Here is a 20,569-nt window from a genome sequence, read left to right on the forward strand (position 1 = left end):
GCTCGTCATGCCATGGCCGTCCTGCGGGTGCGCCTGGGTGCGGCGGCGGGGGTCGCGCGGATGCGGGCGAGGAGGTCTGCGGCGGGTTCGTCGGCGGGGTCTTGCGGCACGAGCTTGCCCGCGAAGGCGTCCTTGAGGATGGATTGGCGTAGGGCGGCGGAGCGCTTCAGTTCAGCAAGCGACCACTTTTCTATAAGTTCGATCTTCGCAAACGCTTCGTCGATGTCCTCGACGATTTTTTGCAGTTCAGTCATGCCGGGCAAAGGAACTACGAGCGACTCGATCTTACTTATGCTGAGGGTGTAGAGTCCTGAGGTGGAGGCTGCGACCCGCTCGATCGCCTGCCTGCCGAGCGGTGATTCAAACCAGCGCATTGCGAAGCTAGAAGTCGTCGTGTCGCTCATGCGAATTTTGATGAGATGGTTCTGGTGAACGGCACCGGGGATCTCATCACGCCAGATAGCCATGCGACCGATCTGGTCTTTGCTTCCGTTACCTTCGACAACGAGCAGATCGCCTTCCACAAGCAGCACACGGTCGAGTTCGCGCTCGGTGATGCCGGTGAAGTGCACGTCATCGAGTTCAAGCCGGTTCTGGTAGACGTTCGCAACGCGCAACATCGGGCGCGTCAGAGACATCTCAGATCGCTTGCCGTTCTTTGTGAGCCCACCAATCACCAAGGCGAGCTGTTCGACACTCGCCCAGGCCCACCCGTCAGGCAAGTCTGGAAGCCCATCGCAGTTAGGCGCGGCTGGTTCCACATAGCGACCCCGCCCCTGCCACGTCTCGCGGCGGTGCTTGAGGATGCGAGTGAGGAGGTCCTGGCCGGTTTCGGTGGGTTGGCCATTGGCGGCGCGCCAGTCGGCGGTGAGGGCGCCGGTGACGGCGGCTTTCAGCACTGACTGGCGATAGCGCGCCAACAGCTTGCGCACCGCGCGCAGCGCCTCTTCGCCCTTGTCGATCTCAGCGAACAGCGTCTCGATCTTCTCGACGATGCGCTCCTGCTCGGCGAGGGGCGGCAGTGCAAAGGGCTGTGCCCGCACCTGCTCGTCTTTCACCGCAGGATAGCTCGCGCCATACTGGATGCGAGTCAGGGCATCGACGAAGGGCTGCGACGTGGCCTTGAAGAAGAGTAGTCGAGCATCGAGACCAGGGGCAGGACGCAGGACGGAAAAGCCAGTCGAGGCAATTTCCCCATCGAGGGCATCGGGCACTTGAGCGATGTTGCGCAGGTAGGGCCGGACAGTCGAGAACACTGTGTCACCAGAGTGGACGATCTGGCGTGCTCGTGATGGCGCCTCTTTCAGAAGGTAGGGCTTGGTTTCTGCGATGCGGTTCGTGGCATTGTCGATGCCCGAAATGTCGATGTAACTGATTACCCGTTCCGGCGCGGACCTCTGGTCAATCGTCGAGATGGGGGCGGTGATGTCACCGATCGTGCAATTCACCCAACCTTGCGGCAACTCATCCATCAGGCCACCAACGCTGTCTGCAAGTCGTCCAGCATCTCATCAAAGCGCGGCGCGAACAGCGGTCGCGCCTTCAACAATCCACCCTGATCGGCCAAGCTCGGCACCTCCTGAAAGTCTGCGGGCGCAATCTCGGCGTTGGCGGCGATGAAGGCAGCGATGGCGCGCAGCCAGCCTTCCTGCTCGGCCGTATAGTCGCGCCCCGCCTTCTTCTCGCGCCCCAGCCAGAGGTTGAAACGATAGTCCACCACGCTCGCGAAGGGGCGCAGGTTGCTGACCTGCCCCAACGCGAAACGCACGAGGCTGACAACCTCGGTCAGTTGTTCGTCCACAGGCGCGCCGCGCACCTTGGCTGCGTCGAGCCGCTTGTAAGCCTGCCAGACGTTCGCGGTGGTCAGATAGAGCGGTGGGTCGGTCAGACGCTGCACCAGCTCGCGGATCATCGCATAGGTCAGCCGCTGCTTGCCGACCGGCTGGTTGTAGAGGATCTGCAAGGCGGTCAGCTCGTCGCGGTTGTCCTCGATGAACGTCCTGAAGCTGGTCACCGTCTCATGCGCACGCTTCAGGTCGAAACCGGCGCTCAGCACCTCGTCGGTGGTCACCTCGTCGATCACGACATCGGTCTTGGCCTTGATGTCTTTCAGCAAGCCCCGCACCGCTGGCTTGTCAAACGCAGCGCACGCCGTGTCGGTCATACTGGCGATGACCACTGCCTCCTGCTCGGGTGTCGCAGCAGCGCCATGTGCGGCTTCGATTGCGGCCTGCTGCTTGTCCGCGTCGATCGCGTCGAGCAGTGCATTCGCCAGATCACGCGGGGTCTTGCCGCCAGTCAGCTCGGCCACGCGCGCGCGGTCCTCGTCGCCCAGCTTGCGGTCCAGCGCGGCCAGACGTGCAGCAAGCGAGGACAGGGCATCTTCGTCGCGCCGGCCCATGGCGATCTGTTCGAGCAGCGCATCGAAGCTGACCGTGCGTTTGCGCTCCAGCGGCTGGCTGACGTTCTTCTTCGTCTCCGATACGCCCACGGCGTCGATCAGCACGAAGCGCGTCTTGGTCTTGGCGTCAGGCGTCACGGCGCGAAGGTCTGCATCGGGGATGGTGCGCACCCCGCGGCCCTTCATCTGCTCGTAATACCCCTCCGACTTCACATCGCGCATGAAGATCAGGACTTCGACCGGCTTGATGTCGGTGCCGGTGGCGATCATGTCGACCGTGACAGCGATGCGCGGGAAGGGATCGACGCGGAACGCCTTGATGAGCGACTTGGGGTCTTCGCCGGTGTTGCGGTAGGTGATCTTCTTGGCGAAGTCGTTGCCCTCGCCGAACACCTCGCGCGCGATGGTCACGATCTCCTCGGCGTGGCTGTCGTCCTTGGCGAAGATCAGCGTCTTGGGCAGCCAGTCCCCCGTGCGGTCGGTGAACAGCTCGGTGAACACGCGATCGCGGTAGGTCTGCAACACCGTGCGGATCTGGTTCGGATTGACGACCGAGCGATCAAGATCCTGGCCAGTGTAGTCCATGTCGGCATCGAGGCTCTCGTAACGCACCTTGCGGGTGCGCTTGTCGCGCACGGGAACCTGAAACCCGGCATCGCCTTCCACCGTGCCGCCCTGCTCGGTGACACGAGTGCGAATGCGATAGACCTCGTAACCCACGTTCACGCCGTCCGCGACGGAGCGTTCGTAAGGATATTCGGCGACAAGGTTTTGGTTGAAGAAGCCAAGAGTGTGCTTCGAAGGGGTGGCGGTAAGCCCGATAATCGAGGCGTCGAAATACTCCAACACCTGACGCCACAGGCCGTAGATGGAGCGGTGGCATTCGTCGGTGACGATGAAGTCGAAAGTCTCGATTGGGATGTCGGCGTTGTATTCGATCGGCGGCTGGTCAGCCGCATCAGCTTGCCACCGTTCGAACCCCGATTCCTCCTCGTCCTCTGGCTCAAGCTCCCGACCGCGCAGCATCGCATAGAGGCGCTGGATCGTAGTTATGACGACCTTGGCGTCGGGATCGATCCGATGCGTGTGCAGGTGCTGGACGATATAGGTGTCGGTGAAGCGGTTGGCCGCGCCAGGCGGGTGGAAGTTTTGGAACTCCTTCAGCGTCTGGTCGCCGAGGTTGTTACGGTCGACCAGGAACAGAATGCGCTTGGCTCCCGCCTCCTTGATCAGGCGGTAAGAGAATGAGCACGCGGTGAAGGTCTTGCCCGCGCCGGTGGCAAGCTGGATCAGCGCGCGGGGGCGATCCTCAGCCAGCGACTGCTCAAGGCCCTTGATAGCTTCGACCTGGCAGTCACGCAGGCCCGTTTCGTCCAGCGGCGGCATCTCGCGAAGGCGGCTGCGAAGGGTCTTGGGCTGCTGGAGCCATGCACGCAGCGTTTCAGGGCGGTGGAAGGCGAACAGCCGGCGCGAACGCGGCTTGGGGTCACGCAGGTTGCGGAAGAACGTCTCATCGCCGGTGCTCTCGAAGCCATAGACAAGGATGTCGTCCCAGCGGGCAAGGTGCGGAGGCACGGCGACGATGTATTTGTCGGACTGCTCGGCCACGCCGCTGAGCGTGATGCCGGTCGGCTTGGCCTCGATGACACCAGCCGCCTTGCCGTCGACGAAGAGAAGATAGTCACAATAACCCGAGGTTAGCGGGAACTCTCGCACAGCCACCCCGAGAGCTGCGTGGCGATCAAAGGCGTCTCGGTCCTGCAAGATCCAACCAGCCGCCATCAATAATGCGTCGATGGTCTTGCGCGCTAGTTCCTCGGGTCCGGGCACGGCTAACCTCATCGACTTGAGACGATCCACCAAACGACAAGGCACGATGGCAGAAAATCCCGAGATATATGCCGACCTTAACCCAGACGAGCAATGGTTACTCGACACCTGACGACACTCTGGCGGCACCAGCGAGGCGGGATGGGAACGCTGGCCCAGATTTCGTTACGCAGGTGCGTTCATGGCCCTGGAGCGGTGGGGCGATACTCAGGCTTGACTGAATGTGTGTTGTATAGCATACTATACTCATGCTCACCACGTTCTCCCACCCCGCCCTACGCAAGGGCATGCTCGAATTAATCTCTCAGCAGCCCTACACACACAGCGTAACCCTGAATGCCGATCGTGAACTGACGGCAAAGAATCTCCGCAGCATTTTCGGGACGTTCTGCGCCAGGATCGACCGCAAGATCTGGGGACACCAGCGGGTGCGGAGCGTTCCGTCAGCAGACCGTTTCCAGGCGATTGCATTCCCAGAGCACCTGTCGACAAATGCCCACCTGCACTGCCTCGCAGATCTTTCAAGCCTGCGAAATGTTTGCGGGACCAAGACACGCATGGAGCGGACCATCAGGGATTACTGGCTTCAATCAAACCGTGGGGCGGGATCAGTCGATGTCCAGCTTCTGTATTCAGACGGCTTCGGCGAATACGCGATGAAAGACGCCGACATGTCGGACCCGGTGTATTTTCTGTCTTGCGACTTCCACCCCAAATAGCTGGCGGACCGCGATCAGGGATAACCACCCACAACATATCCGCCTTGTCTTGCGGAAACAGAGGCCGACCGCCGGTCGCAAACCTCTCAGGCCCAGTTGGGAAGGCCGCCGGAAATGGTGGTCATTCCTGGAGCGTGTCTGAAACGCCTTCCCCATTAAAACAGAAGCCCGCCGAAAGCGGGGAAACAAGCCGAAGCGAAGCGAAGCGAAGCGAAGGCGCAGTTCGCAGTGGCGCCGCTAGGTGCCACTGCCCATCTCCAGGTTTCTAACGGAGACTGCGCCCTCCACGAAACAGCGAGCAGGCATTACAAAACCGCTTGATCGAGAAACAGTTTAACCATCGCAATCAATCGCTCCCACTCCCGGTCATCAAGACCGATAGGTCGCGCTGACCGTATCACCGAGATCAACTCACTCGCGCGACCAGTCACAAGCCGAGAGGGGGTGTCACGTTGACGTAGGATCTCTCGAATGTCGCTCATCTGCCGCGATGAGAGATCAGCGGTAGATCGCATCTCGTCTATGAGTGACGCTAACTCACCGGACTGAGCGCGGTCACACACGTGCCCATAAAACCGGCTCAGCAAGCCAAGCATTGCTGGTTCGCGCTGCTCAATTACCGCAAAGGAAAACTCCTCGGGATTCATCTCCAGGACCTCAGCAAACTGTTCAACTCGGTCGAGAGGGATCCCGATCCGCCCTGTCGCCATGTGGCTCAGGACAGTGGCCTGCTTCATGTCGAAAGTCGCGGCGAGAGCACGCAGTCCTCCGCGATGCTGGCTCGTGTATCGCGCCAACGCATCTCTCAGCATTTCGGCCGCGCGAGTGCCGGCATAGGGGAGCGAAGCAGAGGTCACAGACGGCATTTAACGGCAAAAACTTGACAAAGCCAGCGTTGTGTGCTATTCAAAACACATCACGCGATGCAAGGCGTGCTCCCTCCATAAAAAAGGACCCTCCGATGCCCCCGTTTACCGTTCTGACAGAACCCGAACTTGCCAAGATGCTCCACACCAGTCAGCGCTCGCTCCGCAATGCGCGCCTTGGCGGCGGCCTCCCGTATGTGAAAATCGGACGCCTGATCCGCTACCGCATCGAAGACGTCACGGCGTTCCTGGACCGTGCCACGATCGCCAATGAGCAACATGCTCCCACGACCTGTAAGTCCCTGTCGGTGTCCACCTCGGCACGCGCGGAGGTTGCCCAGATGCGCGCAGGAAAGCGAAACTGATGTCGATCCTGAAGGACAAGCGATCACCGTATTACCATTACTCCTTCGTGATTGCCGGACGTCGCTACCACGGGTCGACCAAGTGCAAGACCAAGGCCAAGGCGCTGATGGTCGAGCAGAAGATCCGCGAAAACGTCATGCTCGGTGGCGCGAGGCGCCCGTCGATCTCGCTTGGCGATGCGTGCAAGCAGTATGAGGACACCGTCGCAAAGCAACCGTCCTGGCCGACAACGCGCTACATCCTGCGCGAGCTGGTGAAGGGTGTCGGAGCGAACAAGGCACTTGCCGACATTGGCCCAATGGATCTCCGGCGGTTCTATCGCACCCGCGCGATCAAGCGCTCCGCCAGCACAGTGAACCGCGAGATCGATGTTGCCCGCGCTGTTTGGCGACTTGCTGACGAATCCCGCTTTGATGTCGGCGACATGCCCACGTGGCACAGCTTCAGGTGCAAAGAACAGCGCCGACCGGCGCGAGAACTGTCTGCCGACGAGGAAGTGAAGCTGTTCCAGCACCTGCGGAGCGATGTTCGCGATGCAGTGGAGTTCATGCTCAAATCTGGTTGGAGGCGAAATGAGGTGCTTGACCTCAAGTGGTCTGACTGTGACCTCGAAGATCGCCGCGCCATCACACGCATCAAGGGCGGTGATGTGGTTTCCCGCGCCCTGACAGCAACGCTGTGCGGCATCATCGCGAGGCAACCGAATGTGGGGCCCTACGTTTTCACCTACCAGTGCCAGCGCACCAACGGTGAGCTGCGCAAGGGAAGGCGTTACAAGCTCACTCCGACTGCCCTACGGGGAGCGTTCAAGGCCGCACTTGCGAAAGCCGGTGTGACCAATTTCCGCACGCATGATCTGCGCCACACCTGCGCCACGCGCATCGTCAGGGCGACAGGTTCGATCGCAGCGGCGAAGGAAGCGCTGAAGCACAGGAGCATCAACACGACGATGCGGTATTCACACGTGCTGGACGACGATGTGAGAAATGCCCTGGAGCGAGCGGAGTCACGGAATAGTGTCGGAGTGAGTTTCCCGCAGAGCGCAAATGCCTAGCATTTCTGCGCTTTTCACAGGGGTAGGGCGTCTCAGTGTAAACGAGATGCTCTACCAACTGAGCTAACCGCCCGGCATGCCGGAAGCCGCGCTCATGCTGGGTTTTGGCCGCTTCGTCAATCGGCGCTGGAGTAGACGGTCGCCACGAGGCAGCAGCAAGGGCACATCAGCGCCCAGGATCGCTGCGAATTCGTCCGGCGGTATCGGCTTGTGAAAGGCGACGCCCGCTTTCATTCTGCTGGACAGCGCCGCCCCCGGGCGGCCTCGCAACGGCTGACAGGTCAGACACAATTCATCACGAAACAGACGAGTGCAGGCAATCGAATGACATCATCGCAGCATCCGCACCCTGATGCACCGGAGTCGACCATGCTGCTCGCCACGACAGTTTACGCCGCGCCTTGCAATCCAGATCCGCTCAACGGCGCGGCCTGCCATGTCCACGTTGCGCAAATTCATGCCGAAGCCCACCGCCAATCTGCGCGCAACGCGGAACTTGCTGCGGCGGACTGATCCCGCTTCCTCACGGGGGCTTGCCGCCTCCCCTGCCCCCCTCTAGGTTTGGAACTGGCCCATGACTGCACCTTCCATTCTGCTGGTTGAAGACGACGTTTCGCTTCGTATGCTGACCGCACGGGCGCTGCGGGAGAACGGCTATGCCGTGCGCACCGCCGCAACCGGCGCCGAAATGTGGGTCATGCTCGAAGCCGAACCTGCCGAGCTTGTCGTGCTCGACATCATGCTGCCCGGCGCCAGCGGGATCGAGCTGTTCCGCAAGCTGCGCCGGCAGAGCGATGTGCCGATCATTTTTGCATCCGCGCGCGGTAGCGAAGAAGACCGTGTGCTCGGACTCGAGCTCGGCGCGGATGACTACATCGCCAAGCCCTACAGCGCGCGCGAACTGATCGCCCGCATCGGCGCCGTGCTGCGGCGCGGCGGGGGCGAAGGCTTCACCAAGGGAGACGAGCGCACCAGCGAAGTCCACTTCGATGGCTGGACACTGTCGCTCTCGCGCCGCGAACTGCGCTCGCCCAGCGGCGCGATGGTCGATCTCACCGGTGCCGAGTTCGATCTCCTCGCCACCTTCGTCAGCCACCGCCAGCGCGTGCTCGGCCGCGAACGGCTGATCGAGCTTTCGCGCACGCGTCTGGGCGACAGCTCGGATCGCAGCATCGATGTGCTGGTCAGCCGCCTGCGCCGCAAACTTTCCGCGAGCGGCGGCGAACCGCCGATCGTGACGGTGCGCGGCGTGGGCTACATGTTCAAGGCGGAAGTCCGGCGCGGTTGAAACGCCCGAGCCGCCTCGGACTCCGGCGCCTTGGTCTGACCGAGCGGCTGCTGGCGATCCTGCTGCTGGTCGCTGCGGTCGATTTCCTCGCCAACACCTTCCTGTTCGATTCGGCGACGACCACAGCGGTTCAGCGCGACGATGCCGCGCGCATCGGCGAGCACCTTGCGCTTGCCGCGCGCGCGATCCAGCGCGAGGAACCCGCGCACCGGGCCGAGGCGGCGCGGGCCCTGGCGACGCACCGCTTTCAGTTGGCGTGGCGGGCAAAAGCATCGCCCGAGGATCTGCGTTCGTCTGATCCTTCGCTTGCTGCGCGCATCCTCGCCGCCGGACCGGAAATCGGAGCGGACGGCCAGCGACTGGTCGTGCTGCACACCCACAGCAGCCGTGAAGTGGCCGGCACGCTGGTGCTCGCCGATGGCAGTGCCCTGCGCTTTCACACATATGCCGGTGAAGTCAGTGTCCAGCTCTCGTTCTGGCAGATCCTGCCGATGCTGCTGCCCACGCTGCTCCTCGGCGCGCTTGCCTGGCTGATGTTCCGCGCCACGACGCGTTCGCTCCAGCGCCTCGTGAGGGCGCTGCGGCACATCGAGACACCCAGTCTCGGCGGCCTGCCCGAACAGGGACCCGACGAAGTGCGCCGATTGATCCGCGCCTTCAACCAGATGCAGCGCCGCATCCAGCGCCAGCAGGCCGAGCGGACACAGTCGATGCTCGCAATCGGCCATGACCTGCGCACGCCGCTGGCGCGGCTCCAGCTGCGGCTCGACGGTGTGCGGCTGGAGGACGAGACCCGCACCGAGCTGGAACACGATATCGGCGAGATGCGCAATCTGCTCGAATCGCTGCAGGCCTTCGTCGAAGCCGGCGGCACCCAGATCCCGCCACAGCGCATCGACATCGCGATCATGGCCGCCACGCTGGTCGACAGCGCGGCCGACCAGGGCATGGATGCGCACTATCACGGGCCCGAAAGCCTTGAGATCATGGCCCGCGCGGTATCGATCCGCCGGGCGCTGTCGAACCTGATCGACAATGCGCTGCACTATGCCGGCAATGTGCACGTTTCACTGACGCGCGAGCCCTATGCGGTCGTCATCCGGGTCGAGGATGATGGCCCGGGGATTCCCGAGGATCGCATCGAGGACGTGTTCCAGCCCTTCTTCCGGCTCGATACCGCCCGCACGCGTGACACGCCCGGCATGGGCCTGGGCCTCGCGATCGTGCAGGCGGCGGTCAAGCTCGAGGGGGGCACGTTGGCGCTCGTCAACAAGCGGCAGCACGATGGCGAAGGCAGCGGGCTGGCGGCGGTAATCAGTCTGCCCCTGCCGGCACAGGCCCCGGCCGGCTGAACCCGTCGCTGTTGCAAAAACAACGCAGCCTGAGTTTTTTGCACTGCAACACGTATAGAAACATTTCGACACCATACAGCAATAATTCAGAAAAATTTTGACGGTAAGTATTACCGCACTGCACAAGACGTGGCACCGATTGGTGAGATGCTACGCAACGTGTGGCCGCAGGTAGGAACGGTATCCTTAATCTCGGGCTCGGTCCCAGGGAGGTCGTTCCACATGAAGTTCCGTCTCGCCACCGTGGCAGTTGTGTCTGCCGTTTCTTCGCTTGCAGCCACCGCCGCGCACGCCGAGGAAGCCGCACCTCCCCCGGCGCTTCTCCCGGCCCTTTCCGGCCCGTTGAGCTACAATCCCGATCCGGTCAGCGTCGAAGTGGCGGGCTCCAAACTCTATGTAACCGCCATCGGCAGCGGCTATGTGGGCACGCAGTCGAACACCACGCCGGGTGTGGACAGCAGCTTTGCCGATCTGTCGAACGCGCAGGTCATCGTGCAGAAGCCGGAAGGCGTGTTCCAGTTCCTCGTGCAGGCCGGCCTCTACAATCAGGAAACGCTGGGCGCAGCCTTCGTGAAGTCCACCGACTACACCAGCAACAGCTACGGCGTGGTGCCCCAAGCTTGGATCAAGATCGCGCCTTCGTCCACGTTCAACGTGCAGGCCGGTATCCTGCCCACGCTGATCGGTCTGGAAGCGCCCTTCACTTTCCAGAACACCAACATCGAGCGCGGCATCCTGTGGGGCCAGGAAAACGTGATGACCCGCGGTGTGCAGGCCAATTTGACGGCGGGCAAACTGAGCTTCAGCCTCGCCTACACCGATGGCTTTTTCTCCGGCAAGCTCAACTGGTTGTCAGGCATTGTCAGCTATGTTGATGGGCCGCACACCCTTTCGGTGGTGGTGGGCGGCGCGCTCAGCAAGAATTATCGCTCCACCTTCAACACGCCGGTGGTGCAGAACAACACCACCATGGTCAACGTGATCTACAGCTATTCCGGCAGCAAGTGGCTGGTGCAGCCCTATTTCCAGTATGCCTGGGTGCCGGACCTGCCGCAGTTGGGCACCACCAAGGCGGAAAACTTCGCTGTCGGCCTGCTCGCCAAGTACAAGATCAACGACAACTGGAGCCTTCCGGTGCGCTTCGAGTATATCGACAGCAACCGCCCGAAGGCCACGGCAGCGAGCTTCCTCTATGGCCCGGGCTCCAACGCCTTCACCGCCACCATCACACCCACCTATACGTGGGACCGGTTCTTCATCCGGCCGGAGTTCTCCTATGTCCGCGCTGGCGACATCACCCCGGGCGCAGCCTTTGGTGCCGCGGGTCTGAACAAGGAACAGGTTCGCGGGCGGCTTGAATTCGGCGTGATGTTCTGATCACCGCCGGGCAAGCGGACAGCGCGCGACGCGATCCGCTTGCCCGGCAAGATCGGCCAGCGAACAGAAGGCAGGCAAGACCAGCGCCGGCCCGACGCTCGTGGCCTCGCTCACGGCCGCGTTTGGATCGCATTCACGAGGTACGCAGCCTGTCCCCCCGATCGTTCGATCAGGGGGACCTTTTTTGTCTGCCTCAAAGCTGCAGCAATGCGCGGCCGATCGAGATTGATTCTCCCCGTCAGGCCCACCTGGAACCGGACGCGCGGCAGCGATCGTAGCCACTGCGCGGTGCCTAACCCGTTGTCGTTTCATCATGAGAAGGGAAAGGTGCGAACCTCCCGGTGAAGCGGGGGGGACCGGAAGGCTCGCACCCATTTGCGACCGCGAAGAGGAGCTTTGCTCCATCGACCCGATGCGCAAGAGGTGGGCTTCGTCCCCTGTGCTCTCAACCTGTCCCCGAGGGCAAAAGCCGCCACTCTTGGGCAGTTCAGCACCGGTGCTGCCGTATGGAGGCATCCGCCTCCGGAACCGGGTTCAGAGCCCGGCTTCGATCGCCATGCGGATCGCATCTGCGCTTGTGCGCACGCCCAGCGCCCGCAGCACCGCCGCGCGGTGCAGCTTGACCGTCCGCTCGCTCAGCCCGAGCTCGTAGGCAATCTGCTTGTTGAGCCGACCCGCCGCGATGCATTCAAGGATCTCGCGCTGACGGCGCGATAGCGAAGCCACCTTCTCCCGCGCTTCAACCGACCGTGCCGATGGCACCGTATCGGCAGCCCCGGCGATCTCAACCTGGCTGCCGAGGAACCATTCAAGCTCGCCCGCAGCATCGAAGATCGGCGCGATCATCACCGCGTTGCGGAACGGAGTTCCATCGCGCTTATAGTTGAGCAGTTCGACCATCACCGGGACTTTGGCCGCGATCCCGTCGCGCAGTTGCTGGGTGAGTTCCGGTTCGGTGCCGGGTCCCCGCAGAAAGCGGCAATTCCGACCAATGATCTCGTCGCGACCATAGCCAGTGAGGTCCATGAACGCCTGGTTGCAATCCACAATAGGATTATCGGGCAGACGGGGGTTACTCACCACCGCGGCCACGAGGCTGTTCTCGATCATTGCGCCAATTGCCATATATCTTCCCTTCGGCTCCGGCGCGCCTTGCGCAATTGCCCTTAGGTCCATGTTCCCAAAAACCGGCCCCGTCCCGATCCTTAGACCCAAGATTGCTGCATGGGTAAACTGATTTCCAACGGCGCTGCAAGATGTGCCGCAAGGATTATTGCCCGGTTCCTGCAGCAGAGGCGTTGCCCAACCTTGGCGCGCATTTACCCTCTCGCCGATGGAGCGCACGCATGAATTACGTCAATCACGAGTTCGAGGCGCGCGACGAAGACGGCAAACTCGTTGTCCCTGAACCGGTTCAGGAAGCCATCCGCACTTTGCTGCGCTGGGCAGGCGATGATCCCGAGCGTGAGGGCCTGACCGATACGCCCGCGCGCGTCGGCCGTGCCTGGCGCGAATACTGCGCCGGTTACGAGGAAGATCCCGGCATACACCTGCGCCGCACCTTCAGCGAAGTTGCCGGCTACGATGAGGTCGTTCTGCTGCGCGACATTCCCTTCCAGTCGCATTGCGAACACCACCTTGCCCCGATCACCGGCACAGCCTCGATCGCCTATTTGCCCCGCAACCGTGTCGTCGGCATCTCCAAGCTTGCCCGCGTGCTGCACGGGTTTGCGCGCCGCCTTCAGATCCAGGAACGCCTGACCAGCGAAGTCGCCAACTGCATCTGGGACAATCTCCAGCCGCATGGCGTTGCCGTGGTGATCGAAGCGCAGCATGGTTGCATGACCGGGCGCGGCGTGCGCACCCCCGGCGTTGGCATGGTGACGAGCCGCATGCTGGGATGCTTCCTCGAGGATGACAGCAGCCGCAAGGAAGTGCTGTCGCTGATGGGCCGTAAGTAACGGCTGCCAGACAGATGCCGAGCGTTGCCATCGTCGGGGCCGGAATTGCCGGTCTTTCCTGCGCCAATGTTCTGGCCGAGGAAGGCTGGCAGGTCACCTTGTTCGACAAGGGCCGCAAGGCCGGCGGCCGCATGGCTTCGCGCCGGATCGATACCGCGCATGGCGAGGCCAGCTTCGATTTCGGCGCACAGTATTTCACGGTGCGTGATGGCGGTTTTGCGGCCGAAGTCGCGCGCTGGGCCGAAGCCGGCCTTGCCGTGCGCTGGCCCGAAGCAGGTCCGGATGCGTGGATCGGCGTTCCTGCGATGAACGTCGTGGTGCGCGAAATGGCCGGTCGCCATGAGGTCCGCTTCTCACACCACGTCAGCGGCCTTGCCCGTGAGGGCACGCAGTGGCGGCTGCTGGGTGAGGGCATGCCGGCCGAGCAGTTCGATGCTGCTGTCCTAGCCCTGCCTGCCGAGCAGACTGCACCAATCCTGACGCTGCACGATTTCGAACTGGCGCGGACTGCGCTGTTTGCCCGGTCGCAGCCCTGCTGGACCGGCATGTTCGCGTTCGAGGAGCCGCTGCCGCAGAGCGATGATATCCTGCGCAACCATGGCATCCTCGCCTGGGCGGCGCGCGATAGCGCCAAACCGGGCCGGGCCGGGCCGGAAAGCTGGGTCGTCCAGGCGACACCGCAGTGGTCGACCGCGCATCTCGAACGCCAGCCCGAGGATATCGCGCCCCACCTCCTTGCCGCGCTTCACGAGGCGACCGGCGCCCATGCAGCCGTGCCGCTGGCGCATTCGATCCATCGCTGGCGCTATGCCCTTTCGGCGGGGACCGGCCTCGGTTGCCTGTGGAACGAGAACCAGCGAATCGGTGCTTGTGGCGATTGGCTTCTGGGCCCGCGCGTCGAATGCGCGTGGGTATCCGGTCGCCTGCTGGCCAAGCGAATGCTGGGTGCAGCGCGCGAAGCGGCCTGAGCCTTCAGTTTCTTGCCCCAAATGTCATGACCGGTCGGAAGCCCGCCCAGTCATGCATTGCTGCGGCAGACGGCGGTTAACTTCGTGCAAACATGACCCGCTGCGCCTGATCGTCGGTAAAAGCCGTCGGTAAACGTTTACGGGTTGGCAGGATTTTATGCCGAATTCCTCGGCCACTTTTCGGACGAGGACTTATGCAATGAGCGATCTGTTTCAGTTTGTGATCGATGGCGACACCATCTCGATGTTCAAGATCGATGACGGTGAGACCGACGCGGTCCGCCTTCGTCCGAACCAGGAACTGCTCTACGATGCCGCCACCGGCGACGTGACCCTCAAGACCACGCTGGCCGACCACATCGCGCTTGGCCTGTTTCAACAGACGGCGGATACGACCGACGATCCCTCGTACTATGTCGGCGCCGGCCTCTCGTTCACCACGCTGGACGGCACGCCGGTAATCACTGGCGGCGGGCATGACGACGACACGCCGGGCGAAGTGTCCGACGACAAGGACCTCGACGGCGATCCCGACGATGTGATCCGCGCCGATGACAAGGGCGGCGAGCATCGCGGCGGCAGGGGCAATGACCATGTCTCGGGCGGACGCGGCGACGACAGCCTCTACGGCGATTCGGGCGATGACAATATCGCGGGCGGTCGCGGTGACGATGATCTCTATGGCGGCATCGGCGACGATGTGATGGCGGGTGGCACCGGCGCCGATACCCTTTCAGGCGAGGATGGCAACGACCGCGAACATGGCGGTGCGGGTGACGACAACGTCTCGGGCGGCGCCGGCAACGACGCGCTCGGCGGCGGCGCCGGAAACGACACGCTGAACGGCGATGACGGCAACGACAGGATCACCGGCGGGATTGGCAACGACGATGCCCATGGCGGCATCGGCAACGACAAGATCGACGGTGGTCTGGGCGATGACAGCGTATCGGGCGAGGACGGCAACGACGTCCTGCTCGGCCGCGAGGGCAGCGACACGCTTTCGGGCGGCGCCGGCAACGACCGCGAGCACGGTGGCATCGGCGACGATACCCTTTCGGGCGATGCGGGCAACGACAAGCTCGATGGCGGCGACGGCGACGATACGCTTGACGGCGGCGCGGGCCGCGACGTCCTCACCGGCGGAGACGGTGCCGATACCTTCGTGTTCACCGCAGACAGCTTTGCCAGCGCCGGGCGCAAGGGCGCCGACCTTGTGCGCGACTTCAGCCATTCCGAAGGCGATCACATCGACCTATCGGCAGTCGACGCCGACCTCGCTACCGATGGCGACCAGGCCTTCAGCTTCATCGGCACCGCCGATTTCAGCAAGACCGCCGGCGAGCTGCGTTACGTAGTGAAGGGCGAAAAGGCCTTCGTTGCGGGCGATCAGGACGGCGACGGCCTCGCCGATTTCGTGATCCGGCTGGACGATGTGACCACGCTTGAAGCGGCTGACTTCGTGCTCTGATGCACGGCTGACGGGTCCCGGGAGGGGATGCACGGCGGGGGCAGGTCCGGACAGCGGGCCTGCCCCCGCTTGCGTCAGGCTTGGCAGGACCATGCGCGGCTCCCATCTGGGCGGAGGAACAGCGGGAGGCCAAGATGCAGGAAACGCGCGAAGTACCGTGCCTCGCGCCGGCGCTACCGGATGGAATCGCCGCAGCGCTGCGCGAGCGGAGCAGCACGTGGACGTGGCTGCAGAACACGGTCGGCCAATCGGGCAGCACTGTCTGGCGCCTTACCGACGTGAACGGCAGCAATGCGCATTATCTGAAGTGCGGCACGGGTGAAGCGGCAGGCGCGATTCATGATGAGGTTGTGCGCCTGCGCTGGCTGGCGCCGTTCCTGCCCGTGCCGCAGGTCGCAGCCTATGAGATGGCCGACAGCGAAGCGTGGCTGCTGATGACAGCCCTGCCGGGGGAAACAGCATGGCAGCTGCTCGCCGCCCATCCCGAGCAGGCCGAGGCGGTGGTCGATGCCGTGGCTGCCTTCCTGCGGCAGGTCCATGCCATCGCGCCCGAAAGCAGCCCCTTCAGCGCCACCGCGCCAGAGCGGCTCGCTCTGGCACGCGCACGCATTGCGGCCAATCTTGTCGATGAGGCGGATTTCGACGAAGAACGCGCCGGCTGGAGCGCGGCGCAAGTCTGGGATGCGCTGCAGGCGCTGCCGCTGCCTTCGGCGCCGGCGGTGGTGACGCACGGTGATTTCTCGCTCGACAACATCCTCATTGCGGGTGGCGCGGTGACAGGGTGCATCGACGTGGGGCGCGCAGGGCTGGCCGATCGCTATCAGGACATCGCGATCCTGTGGAACGGCCTCGGGGAGTTCGGGGCCGGCTTGCAAGCGCGCCTGCTTGTCGCACTTGGCGAGGGCGAAGGTGACCGCACGCGGATCGACTTCCACCTGCTACTGGACGAACTGTTCTGACGCGCGCGTCGCAATCTCGCCACACCGGCGCGCCATGCCGCCTGCCGAACGAGGATGCAGACGATGCGCAACGACACACCTCCAGAGCCGCCCGCAATCCGGCCAGCCGACGCCGCCGATGCTGGCAGGATTGCGGCCCTTCACTGCGAAAGCTGGCGCGATGCCTATGCGCAGGTGCTCGACCCGGCGTTTCTGGCAGGACCGATCGAGGCCGACCGCCGCGCACTCTGGGCTGAGCGGCTTGGTGCTCCGGCCCCTGCGCAAGGGGTTCTTCTGGCAGAGACGCCCGGGCATGAAACGGCTGGTTTCATCTGCTTCTTCCGCGACAACGATCCGCGCTGGGGCACCTTGATCGACAATCTCCATGTGGATCCCGCGCTGCGCGGCCGCGGCATCGGCGAACGGCTCATCCGAGCTGCAGTGGCGACGTTTGCGCCGGATCGGCCCTTCCACCTCTGGGTTTTCGAGGCCAATGCGGCGGGCGTCCGCTTCTACCTCCGACTCGGCGGCACCATCGTCGAGCGCGGCATCGACGACAAGCCCGCGGCCCGGGGCGCACCGCACTTGCGGATCGCCTAGCCCGACGCGGCAAGCCTGCGCGTGCGGGATTGAGCCGAAGGCCCGGCATAGCTAGACCATGCGGCATGGCCGGCGCGCATTCTCCCCTCAAGCTCAAGCTGCAGATCCTGTGCGGCGATGCCATTGCCATGGGGCCCGGCAAGGCCGATCTGCTCGACGCGATTGCGGCAGAGGGTTCGATCTCCGGCGCGGGACGGCACCTAGGCATGAGCTACCGGCGCGCGTGGCAGCTGGTCGACCTGATGAACCGTTGCTGGGCGGCACCGCTGGTCGAGACATCGCCGGGCAGCGCCCGCGGCGGCGGCGCGCGCCTGACCGCGGAAGGCATCGAGATCCTCTCGACCTACCGCGCCCTGCAGGCTGCCCTCGAAGCGCGAAGCGCGAGTGCAGAACTCGCCGTTCTGGAAGCGAGGCTGCGGGCGCGTCCGCTGCGCAGCCAGGCCGAACGCGGCGATCTGGCGGAGGACGACTGAGCCGCTGCGCCTTGCGGAGAGGCTGCTGATGCCCGACCGGAGTGGGGTGCCGCATTGCGGGCGGCGCTTGCTCCCCGCGGCTGCCAGCCCGGCGCCACACCTGCATCGCCGCCACTGGTTCGCGCCGCTGCCTCCATCGCAGCAATGGCGAACGTGCCCACCATCGCCAAACGACAACAAGCCACCAGAACAGCAGGGCGGGAAGCTCCGCTGCGCTTCCCCCTCAGACCAGAGATGCAGCCGCGCTGCCAAGCTCTCCAAAGTAGCGCGCCATGGCATCGGCCGCCTTGTCGGTCAGCGTGATGAAGGCGCGGCGGCGGTCGGTCTCGTCGTCCACGCGCTGGAGCAGGCCGGCATCGGTCATCTGACCGATCCAGCGCAGCGCTGTCGTCGGCGGAACGCCCGAGGCGATGCACAGCGAGGTGACCGAGACCCGCACGTGCTCCGCCCGCGCGGCGGTGAGATCGAGCAGCATGTCCCAGGCGGGATCGGCAAAGAGATCGCCTTCGAAGAACCGTGCGCGCAGCTGGCGCTGGCGGATGATCTTGCGCACAAGGCGCGGATCGGGGAGCGGCGGGCGGGCAGCACGGACGAGGCGGTCGGTCCCGTCATCAAGCCGCGCCTCCTCGCTAGTGCCGTCGAAGCGGAATGCCGAGGGCTGTGCCGCTGCGCTCGCTGAACCGGAGGATAGCGCTTCCAGCTTCTGGGCAATCTGGCCGACCTGCTCGGTAAGCCGGAGCAGGGCCAGCCGGTCCTCTTCGGACAGTTCGCGAACCCGATTGCCTGCCCGGGCAAGCGTACGGCCCAGCGCAATCACGCGGTCCGCCCGGCTTGGGGTGACGAGGATCTGCGCCTCGCTCTGATCGAGGCAGCCGAATACATCGTCGAGCGAGCCGATGCTGGTGGACACGACGAGATGCGAGCCGCTCTTGGCAGCGCGCAGATCGAGCCGCGCCAGCGCTGCCAGCTCCGCCCCGTCGATCACCGGGCAATCGACCAGTACCAGATCACCCAGCGCGGGCCCGCCATCGGCGCCAAGCAGATTGCCGAGATCGGCGGTCTGCGCGATGCGCAGACCTGCGGCCACTGCATCCTCTTCCATCTCGGCGCGCAGATAACTGCGATCGGCAAAGATGGAGACCGCCAGCGCCGAGGTGCCGCGATCCTGCACGCGCCCGAGCGGCCGATCTTGCCCCCGATCAAGCATATCGACCACGCGCGGAGCCTGCCCGTCGCCATGGCCATAGTCGAACTGCCTGGCAGCCTGTCCCATCGAAAGCATACTCCGTAAATGTCCGTATGCGAACAAGAGTGGAACAAAACAGGTTCAGGTCAAGATCATATTCATCCAAACTGGATCGAGGCGGTGCGCGAGGCCCGGGAACGATTGCAACATGGCGCGCGAATCCAACGGCTTAGACCGCGGCAGACGGATGCAATCCGCACAGCGGCAAGTGCCCAGCTGGAGGCTCAGCACGGCGGTTCAGCCATCTTCTTGATCGGCAGGACGACCAATCGCCTCCGATTCGGCGGCGGGCCAGCTCAGTCGATGAAGGGGTCGCGGACGAGGATCGTGTCCTCGCGCTCCGGGCTGGTCGAGACGAGCGCGACCGGCGTTTCGATCAGTTCCTGCACGCGCTGGATATACTTGATCGCCTGCGCCGGCAGATCCGCCCACGAACGCGCGCCAGCGGTCGTGCCCTGCCAGCCGTCCATTTCCTCATAGATGGGCTCGACCGCAGCCTGATCGGCGGCGTGGCTCGGGAAGTAATCAAGCACCTTGCCGCGCAGGCGGTAGCCGGTGCAGATCTTCACCTTGTCGAACCCGTCGAGCACGTCGAGCTTGGTCAGCGCAATGCCGGTAACGCCCGAGATCGAGCAGGACTGGCGCACCAGCACGGCATCGAACCAGCCGCAACGGCGCTTGCGCCCCGTGACCGTTCCGAACTCGTGTCCGCGCTCACCCAGACGCTGGCCGACTTCATCTTCCAGCTCGGTCGGAAACGGACCAGAGCCGACGCGAGTGGTATAGGCCTTGACGATGCCGAGCACGAAACCGGTCGAATTGGGGCCGAGGCCCGAACCCGAAGCCGCGGTGCCCGAAACGGTGTTGGACGAAGTGACGAAGGGATAGGTGCCGTGATCAACATCGAGCAGCACGCCCTGCGCACCTTCGAACAGGATGCGCGCGCCCGCCTTGCGCACCTTTTTCAGGCGCTTCCACACCGGCTGGGCAAATTGGAGCACGAAGGGCGCGATCTCGCGCAGTTCTTCCAGCAGCGCGGCGCGGTCGACCGGCGGCTGGCCGAAACCGGCGCGCAACGCGTCATGGTGGGCACACAGCCGGTCGAGCTGCGAATCCAGCGCATCGAGGTGGGCCAGATCGCAGACGCGGATTGCGCGGCGGCCGACCTTGTCCTCGTAGGCTGGACCGATGCCGCGCCCGGTGGTGCCGATCTTGCCTGAACCTGCCGCCGTCTCGCGCAGACCGTCAAGGTCCCGGTGCAGCGGGAGGATCAGCGGGCAATTGTCGGCAATCGCGAAGTTATCGGCATGAATTGTCACGCCCTGCCCGGTCAGCTTCTCGATCTCTGCCTTCAGCGCCCATGGATCGAGCACGACGCCGTTGCCGATGATCGAAAGCGTACCCCGCACGATCCCTGAGGGCAGCAGGGAAAGCTTGTAGACCGAGCCATCGACCACCAGCGTGTGCCCGGCGTTGTGCCCGCCCTGGAAACGCACCACCGCATCGGCCCGGCTTGCCAGCCAGTCGACGATCTTGCCCTTGCCCTCATCGCCCCACTGGGCGCCGATCACGGTCACGTTGGCCACGGCTCGCGCACTCTTTCTGTTGCAGTTCGAAGTCGGCTGGCGCCGTAGGGGACTGCGCGCGCAAGGGCAAGGC

At 63.9% G+C, this 20,569-nt stretch carries 19 protein-coding genes; 13 read left to right on the forward strand and 6 right to left on the reverse strand.

Annotated features, from left to right (window positions below; genetic code table 11):
• Positions 1 to 5: 5 nt before the first annotated feature.
• On the reverse strand, positions 6 to 1,472 hold the full coding sequence (locus Q0082_RS04995) for a restriction endonuclease subunit S (protein ID WP_298190562.1): 1,467 nt from the start codon (positions 1,470 to 1,472) through the stop codon (positions 6 to 8).
• Positions 1,472 to 4,360 carry a DEAD/DEAH box helicase family protein gene (locus Q0082_RS05000; RefSeq protein WP_298190563.1) on the reverse strand — a complete coding sequence of 963 codons (2,889 nt, stop codon included), beginning with the start codon at positions 4,358 to 4,360 and terminating at the stop codon, positions 1,472 to 1,474. Before Q0082_RS05000 ends, Q0082_RS04995 begins: the two co-directional genes overlap by 1 nt.
• Positions 4,361 to 4,479: 119 nt before the next feature.
• Between Q0082_RS05000 and Q0082_RS05005 the strand changes: the two genes are divergently transcribed.
• Complete coding sequence (locus Q0082_RS05005; RefSeq protein ID WP_298190564.1) at positions 4,480 to 4,950, forward strand: hypothetical protein; 471 nt, start codon at positions 4,480 to 4,482, stop codon at positions 4,948 to 4,950.
• 305 nt (positions 4,951 to 5,255) lie between these two features.
• On the opposite strand, the gene Q0082_RS05010 is transcribed toward Q0082_RS05005, so the two are convergent.
• Positions 5,256 to 5,687, reverse strand: coding sequence for a hypothetical protein (locus Q0082_RS05010; protein ID WP_298190565.1), 432 nt, complete (start codon positions 5,685 to 5,687; stop codon positions 5,256 to 5,258).
• 224 nt (positions 5,688 to 5,911) lie between these two features.
• On the opposite strand from Q0082_RS05010, the gene Q0082_RS05015 reads away from it, so the two are divergent.
• The 6 genes from Q0082_RS05015 (at position 5,912) to Q0082_RS05040 (ending at position 11,253) form a co-directional block, all read left to right on the forward strand.
• Positions 5,912 to 6,181 (forward strand): helix-turn-helix domain-containing protein, encoded by a 270-nt coding sequence (locus Q0082_RS05015; RefSeq protein WP_298190566.1) that lies wholly within the window; start codon positions 5,912 to 5,914, stop codon positions 6,179 to 6,181.
• Complete coding sequence (locus tag Q0082_RS05020; RefSeq protein WP_298190567.1) at positions 6,181 to 7,236, forward strand: site-specific integrase; 1,056 nt, start codon at positions 6,181 to 6,183, stop codon at positions 7,234 to 7,236. The genes Q0082_RS05015 and Q0082_RS05020 overlap by 1 nt, the downstream gene beginning before the upstream one ends.
• A 324-nt stretch (positions 7,237 to 7,560) precedes the next feature.
• Positions 7,561 to 7,749 carry a hypothetical protein gene (locus tag Q0082_RS05025; RefSeq protein WP_298190569.1) on the forward strand — a complete coding sequence of 63 codons (189 nt, stop codon included), beginning with the start codon at positions 7,561 to 7,563 and terminating at the stop codon, positions 7,747 to 7,749.
• Positions 7,750 to 7,810: 61 nt separating this feature from the next.
• Positions 7,811 to 8,524, forward strand: a complete 714-nt coding sequence (locus Q0082_RS05030) for a response regulator transcription factor (protein WP_298190570.1) — start codon at positions 7,811 to 7,813, stop codon at positions 8,522 to 8,524.
• Positions 8,521 to 9,876, forward strand: coding sequence for an ATP-binding protein (locus Q0082_RS05035; protein ID WP_298190571.1), 1,356 nt, complete (start codon positions 8,521 to 8,523; stop codon positions 9,874 to 9,876). Before Q0082_RS05030 ends, Q0082_RS05035 begins: the two co-directional genes overlap by 4 nt.
• A 222-nt stretch (positions 9,877 to 10,098) precedes the next feature.
• Entirely contained in the window at positions 10,099 to 11,253 is a 1,155-nt protein-coding gene (locus Q0082_RS05040) for an outer membrane beta-barrel protein (RefSeq protein ID WP_298190572.1), read from the forward strand.
• 534 nt (positions 11,254 to 11,787) lie between these two features.
• Here Q0082_RS05040 and Q0082_RS05045 read toward each other — a convergent pair.
• Positions 11,788 to 12,378 (reverse strand): LuxR C-terminal-related transcriptional regulator, encoded by a 591-nt coding sequence (locus Q0082_RS05045; RefSeq protein WP_298190573.1) that lies wholly within the window; start codon positions 12,376 to 12,378, stop codon positions 11,788 to 11,790.
• A 221-nt stretch (positions 12,379 to 12,599) separates the two neighbouring features.
• On the opposite strand from Q0082_RS05045, the gene folE reads away from it, so the two are divergent.
• The 6 genes from folE to Q0082_RS05075 all read left to right on the forward strand — a co-directional run bounded on the left by folE (position 12,600) and on the right by Q0082_RS05075 (position 17,664).
• Positions 12,600 to 13,214 carry a GTP cyclohydrolase I FolE gene (gene folE / locus Q0082_RS05050; RefSeq protein WP_298190574.1) on the forward strand — a complete coding sequence of 205 codons (615 nt, stop codon included), beginning with the start codon at positions 12,600 to 12,602 and terminating at the stop codon, positions 13,212 to 13,214.
• A 14-nt stretch (positions 13,215 to 13,228) separates the two neighbouring features.
• A complete protein-coding gene (locus Q0082_RS05055) occupies positions 13,229 to 14,182 on the forward strand; it encodes an FAD-dependent oxidoreductase (RefSeq protein WP_298190576.1) in 954 nt (317 codons plus the stop codon).
• Positions 14,183 to 14,381: 199 nt separating this feature from the next.
• Positions 14,382 to 15,653 (forward strand): calcium-binding protein, encoded by a 1,272-nt coding sequence (locus Q0082_RS05060; protein WP_298190577.1) that lies wholly within the window; start codon positions 14,382 to 14,384, stop codon positions 15,651 to 15,653.
• 134 nt (positions 15,654 to 15,787) lie between these two features.
• Entirely contained in the window at positions 15,788 to 16,612 is an 825-nt protein-coding gene (locus tag Q0082_RS05065) for an APH(3') family aminoglycoside O-phosphotransferase (protein ID WP_298190578.1), read from the forward strand.
• Positions 16,613 to 16,675: 63 nt separating this feature from the next.
• Positions 16,676 to 17,191, forward strand: a complete 516-nt coding sequence (locus Q0082_RS05070; RefSeq protein ID WP_298190579.1) for a GNAT family N-acetyltransferase — start codon at positions 16,676 to 16,678, stop codon at positions 17,189 to 17,191.
• A gap of 65 nt (positions 17,192 to 17,256) precedes the next feature.
• The gene (locus Q0082_RS05075) at positions 17,257 to 17,664 is read left to right on the forward strand and encodes a LysR family transcriptional regulator (protein ID WP_298190580.1); all 408 of its coding nucleotides are present in this window, start codon (positions 17,257 to 17,259) and stop codon (positions 17,662 to 17,664) included.
• Between the two features lie 223 nt (positions 17,665 to 17,887).
• Here the strand turns inward: Q0082_RS05075 and Q0082_RS05080 are convergent, their stop codons facing one another.
• Positions 17,888 to 18,946: a winged helix DNA-binding protein gene (locus Q0082_RS05080; RefSeq protein ID WP_298190581.1), complete on the reverse strand. Its 1,059-nt coding sequence runs from the start codon at positions 18,944 to 18,946 to the stop codon at positions 17,888 to 17,890.
• Between the two features lie 260 nt (positions 18,947 to 19,206).
• Positions 19,207 to 20,496 (reverse strand): adenylosuccinate synthase, encoded by a 1,290-nt coding sequence (locus Q0082_RS05085; RefSeq protein WP_298190583.1) that lies wholly within the window; start codon positions 20,494 to 20,496, stop codon positions 19,207 to 19,209.
• Between the last annotated feature and the right edge of the window lie 73 nt (positions 20,497 to 20,569).

The sequence above is a fragment of the Novosphingobium sp. genome, from assembly GCF_027489515.1.
In the GTDB taxonomy this organism is placed as follows: Bacteria; Pseudomonadota; Alphaproteobacteria; order Sphingomonadales; family Sphingomonadaceae; genus Novosphingobium.

Coding starts and splice junctions, on each gene's coding strand:
- Q0082_RS05040 (WP_298190572.1), top strand. CDS start 10,099: ATGAAGTTCCGTCTCGCCACCGTGGCAGTTGTGTCTGCCGTTTCTTCG.
- Q0082_RS05010 (WP_298190565.1), bottom strand. CDS start 5,687: ATGAAGCAGGCCACTGTCCTGAGCCACATGGCGACAGGGCGGATCGGG.
- Q0082_RS05075 (WP_298190580.1), top strand. CDS start 17,257: ATGGCCGGCGCGCATTCTCCCCTCAAGCTCAAGCTGCAGATCCTGTGC.
- Q0082_RS05045 (WP_298190573.1), bottom strand. CDS start 12,378: ATGGCAATTGGCGCAATGATCGAGAACAGCCTCGTGGCCGCGGTGGTG.
- Q0082_RS05065 (WP_298190578.1), top strand. CDS start 15,788: ATGCAGGAAACGCGCGAAGTACCGTGCCTCGCGCCGGCGCTACCGGAT.
- Q0082_RS05020 (WP_298190567.1), top strand. CDS start 6,181: ATGTCGATCCTGAAGGACAAGCGATCACCGTATTACCATTACTCCTTC.
- Q0082_RS05080 (WP_298190581.1), bottom strand. CDS start 18,946: ATGCTTTCGATGGGACAGGCTGCCAGGCAGTTCGACTATGGCCATGGC.
- folE (WP_298190574.1), top strand. CDS start 12,600: ATGAATTACGTCAATCACGAGTTCGAGGCGCGCGACGAAGACGGCAAA.
- Q0082_RS05070 (WP_298190579.1), top strand. CDS start 16,676: ATGCGCAACGACACACCTCCAGAGCCGCCCGCAATCCGGCCAGCCGAC.
- Q0082_RS05055 (WP_298190576.1), top strand. CDS start 13,229: ATGCCGAGCGTTGCCATCGTCGGGGCCGGAATTGCCGGTCTTTCCTGC.
- Q0082_RS05005 (WP_298190564.1), top strand. CDS start 4,480: ATGCTCACCACGTTCTCCCACCCCGCCCTACGCAAGGGCATGCTCGAA.
- Q0082_RS05060 (WP_298190577.1), top strand. CDS start 14,382: ATGAGCGATCTGTTTCAGTTTGTGATCGATGGCGACACCATCTCGATG.
- Q0082_RS05025 (WP_298190569.1), top strand. CDS start 7,561: ATGACATCATCGCAGCATCCGCACCCTGATGCACCGGAGTCGACCATG.
- Q0082_RS04995 (WP_298190562.1), bottom strand. CDS start 1,472: ATGGATGAGTTGCCGCAAGGTTGGGTGAATTGCACGATCGGTGACATC.
- Q0082_RS05015 (WP_298190566.1), top strand. CDS start 5,912: ATGCCCCCGTTTACCGTTCTGACAGAACCCGAACTTGCCAAGATGCTC.
- Q0082_RS05030 (WP_298190570.1), top strand. CDS start 7,811: ATGACTGCACCTTCCATTCTGCTGGTTGAAGACGACGTTTCGCTTCGT.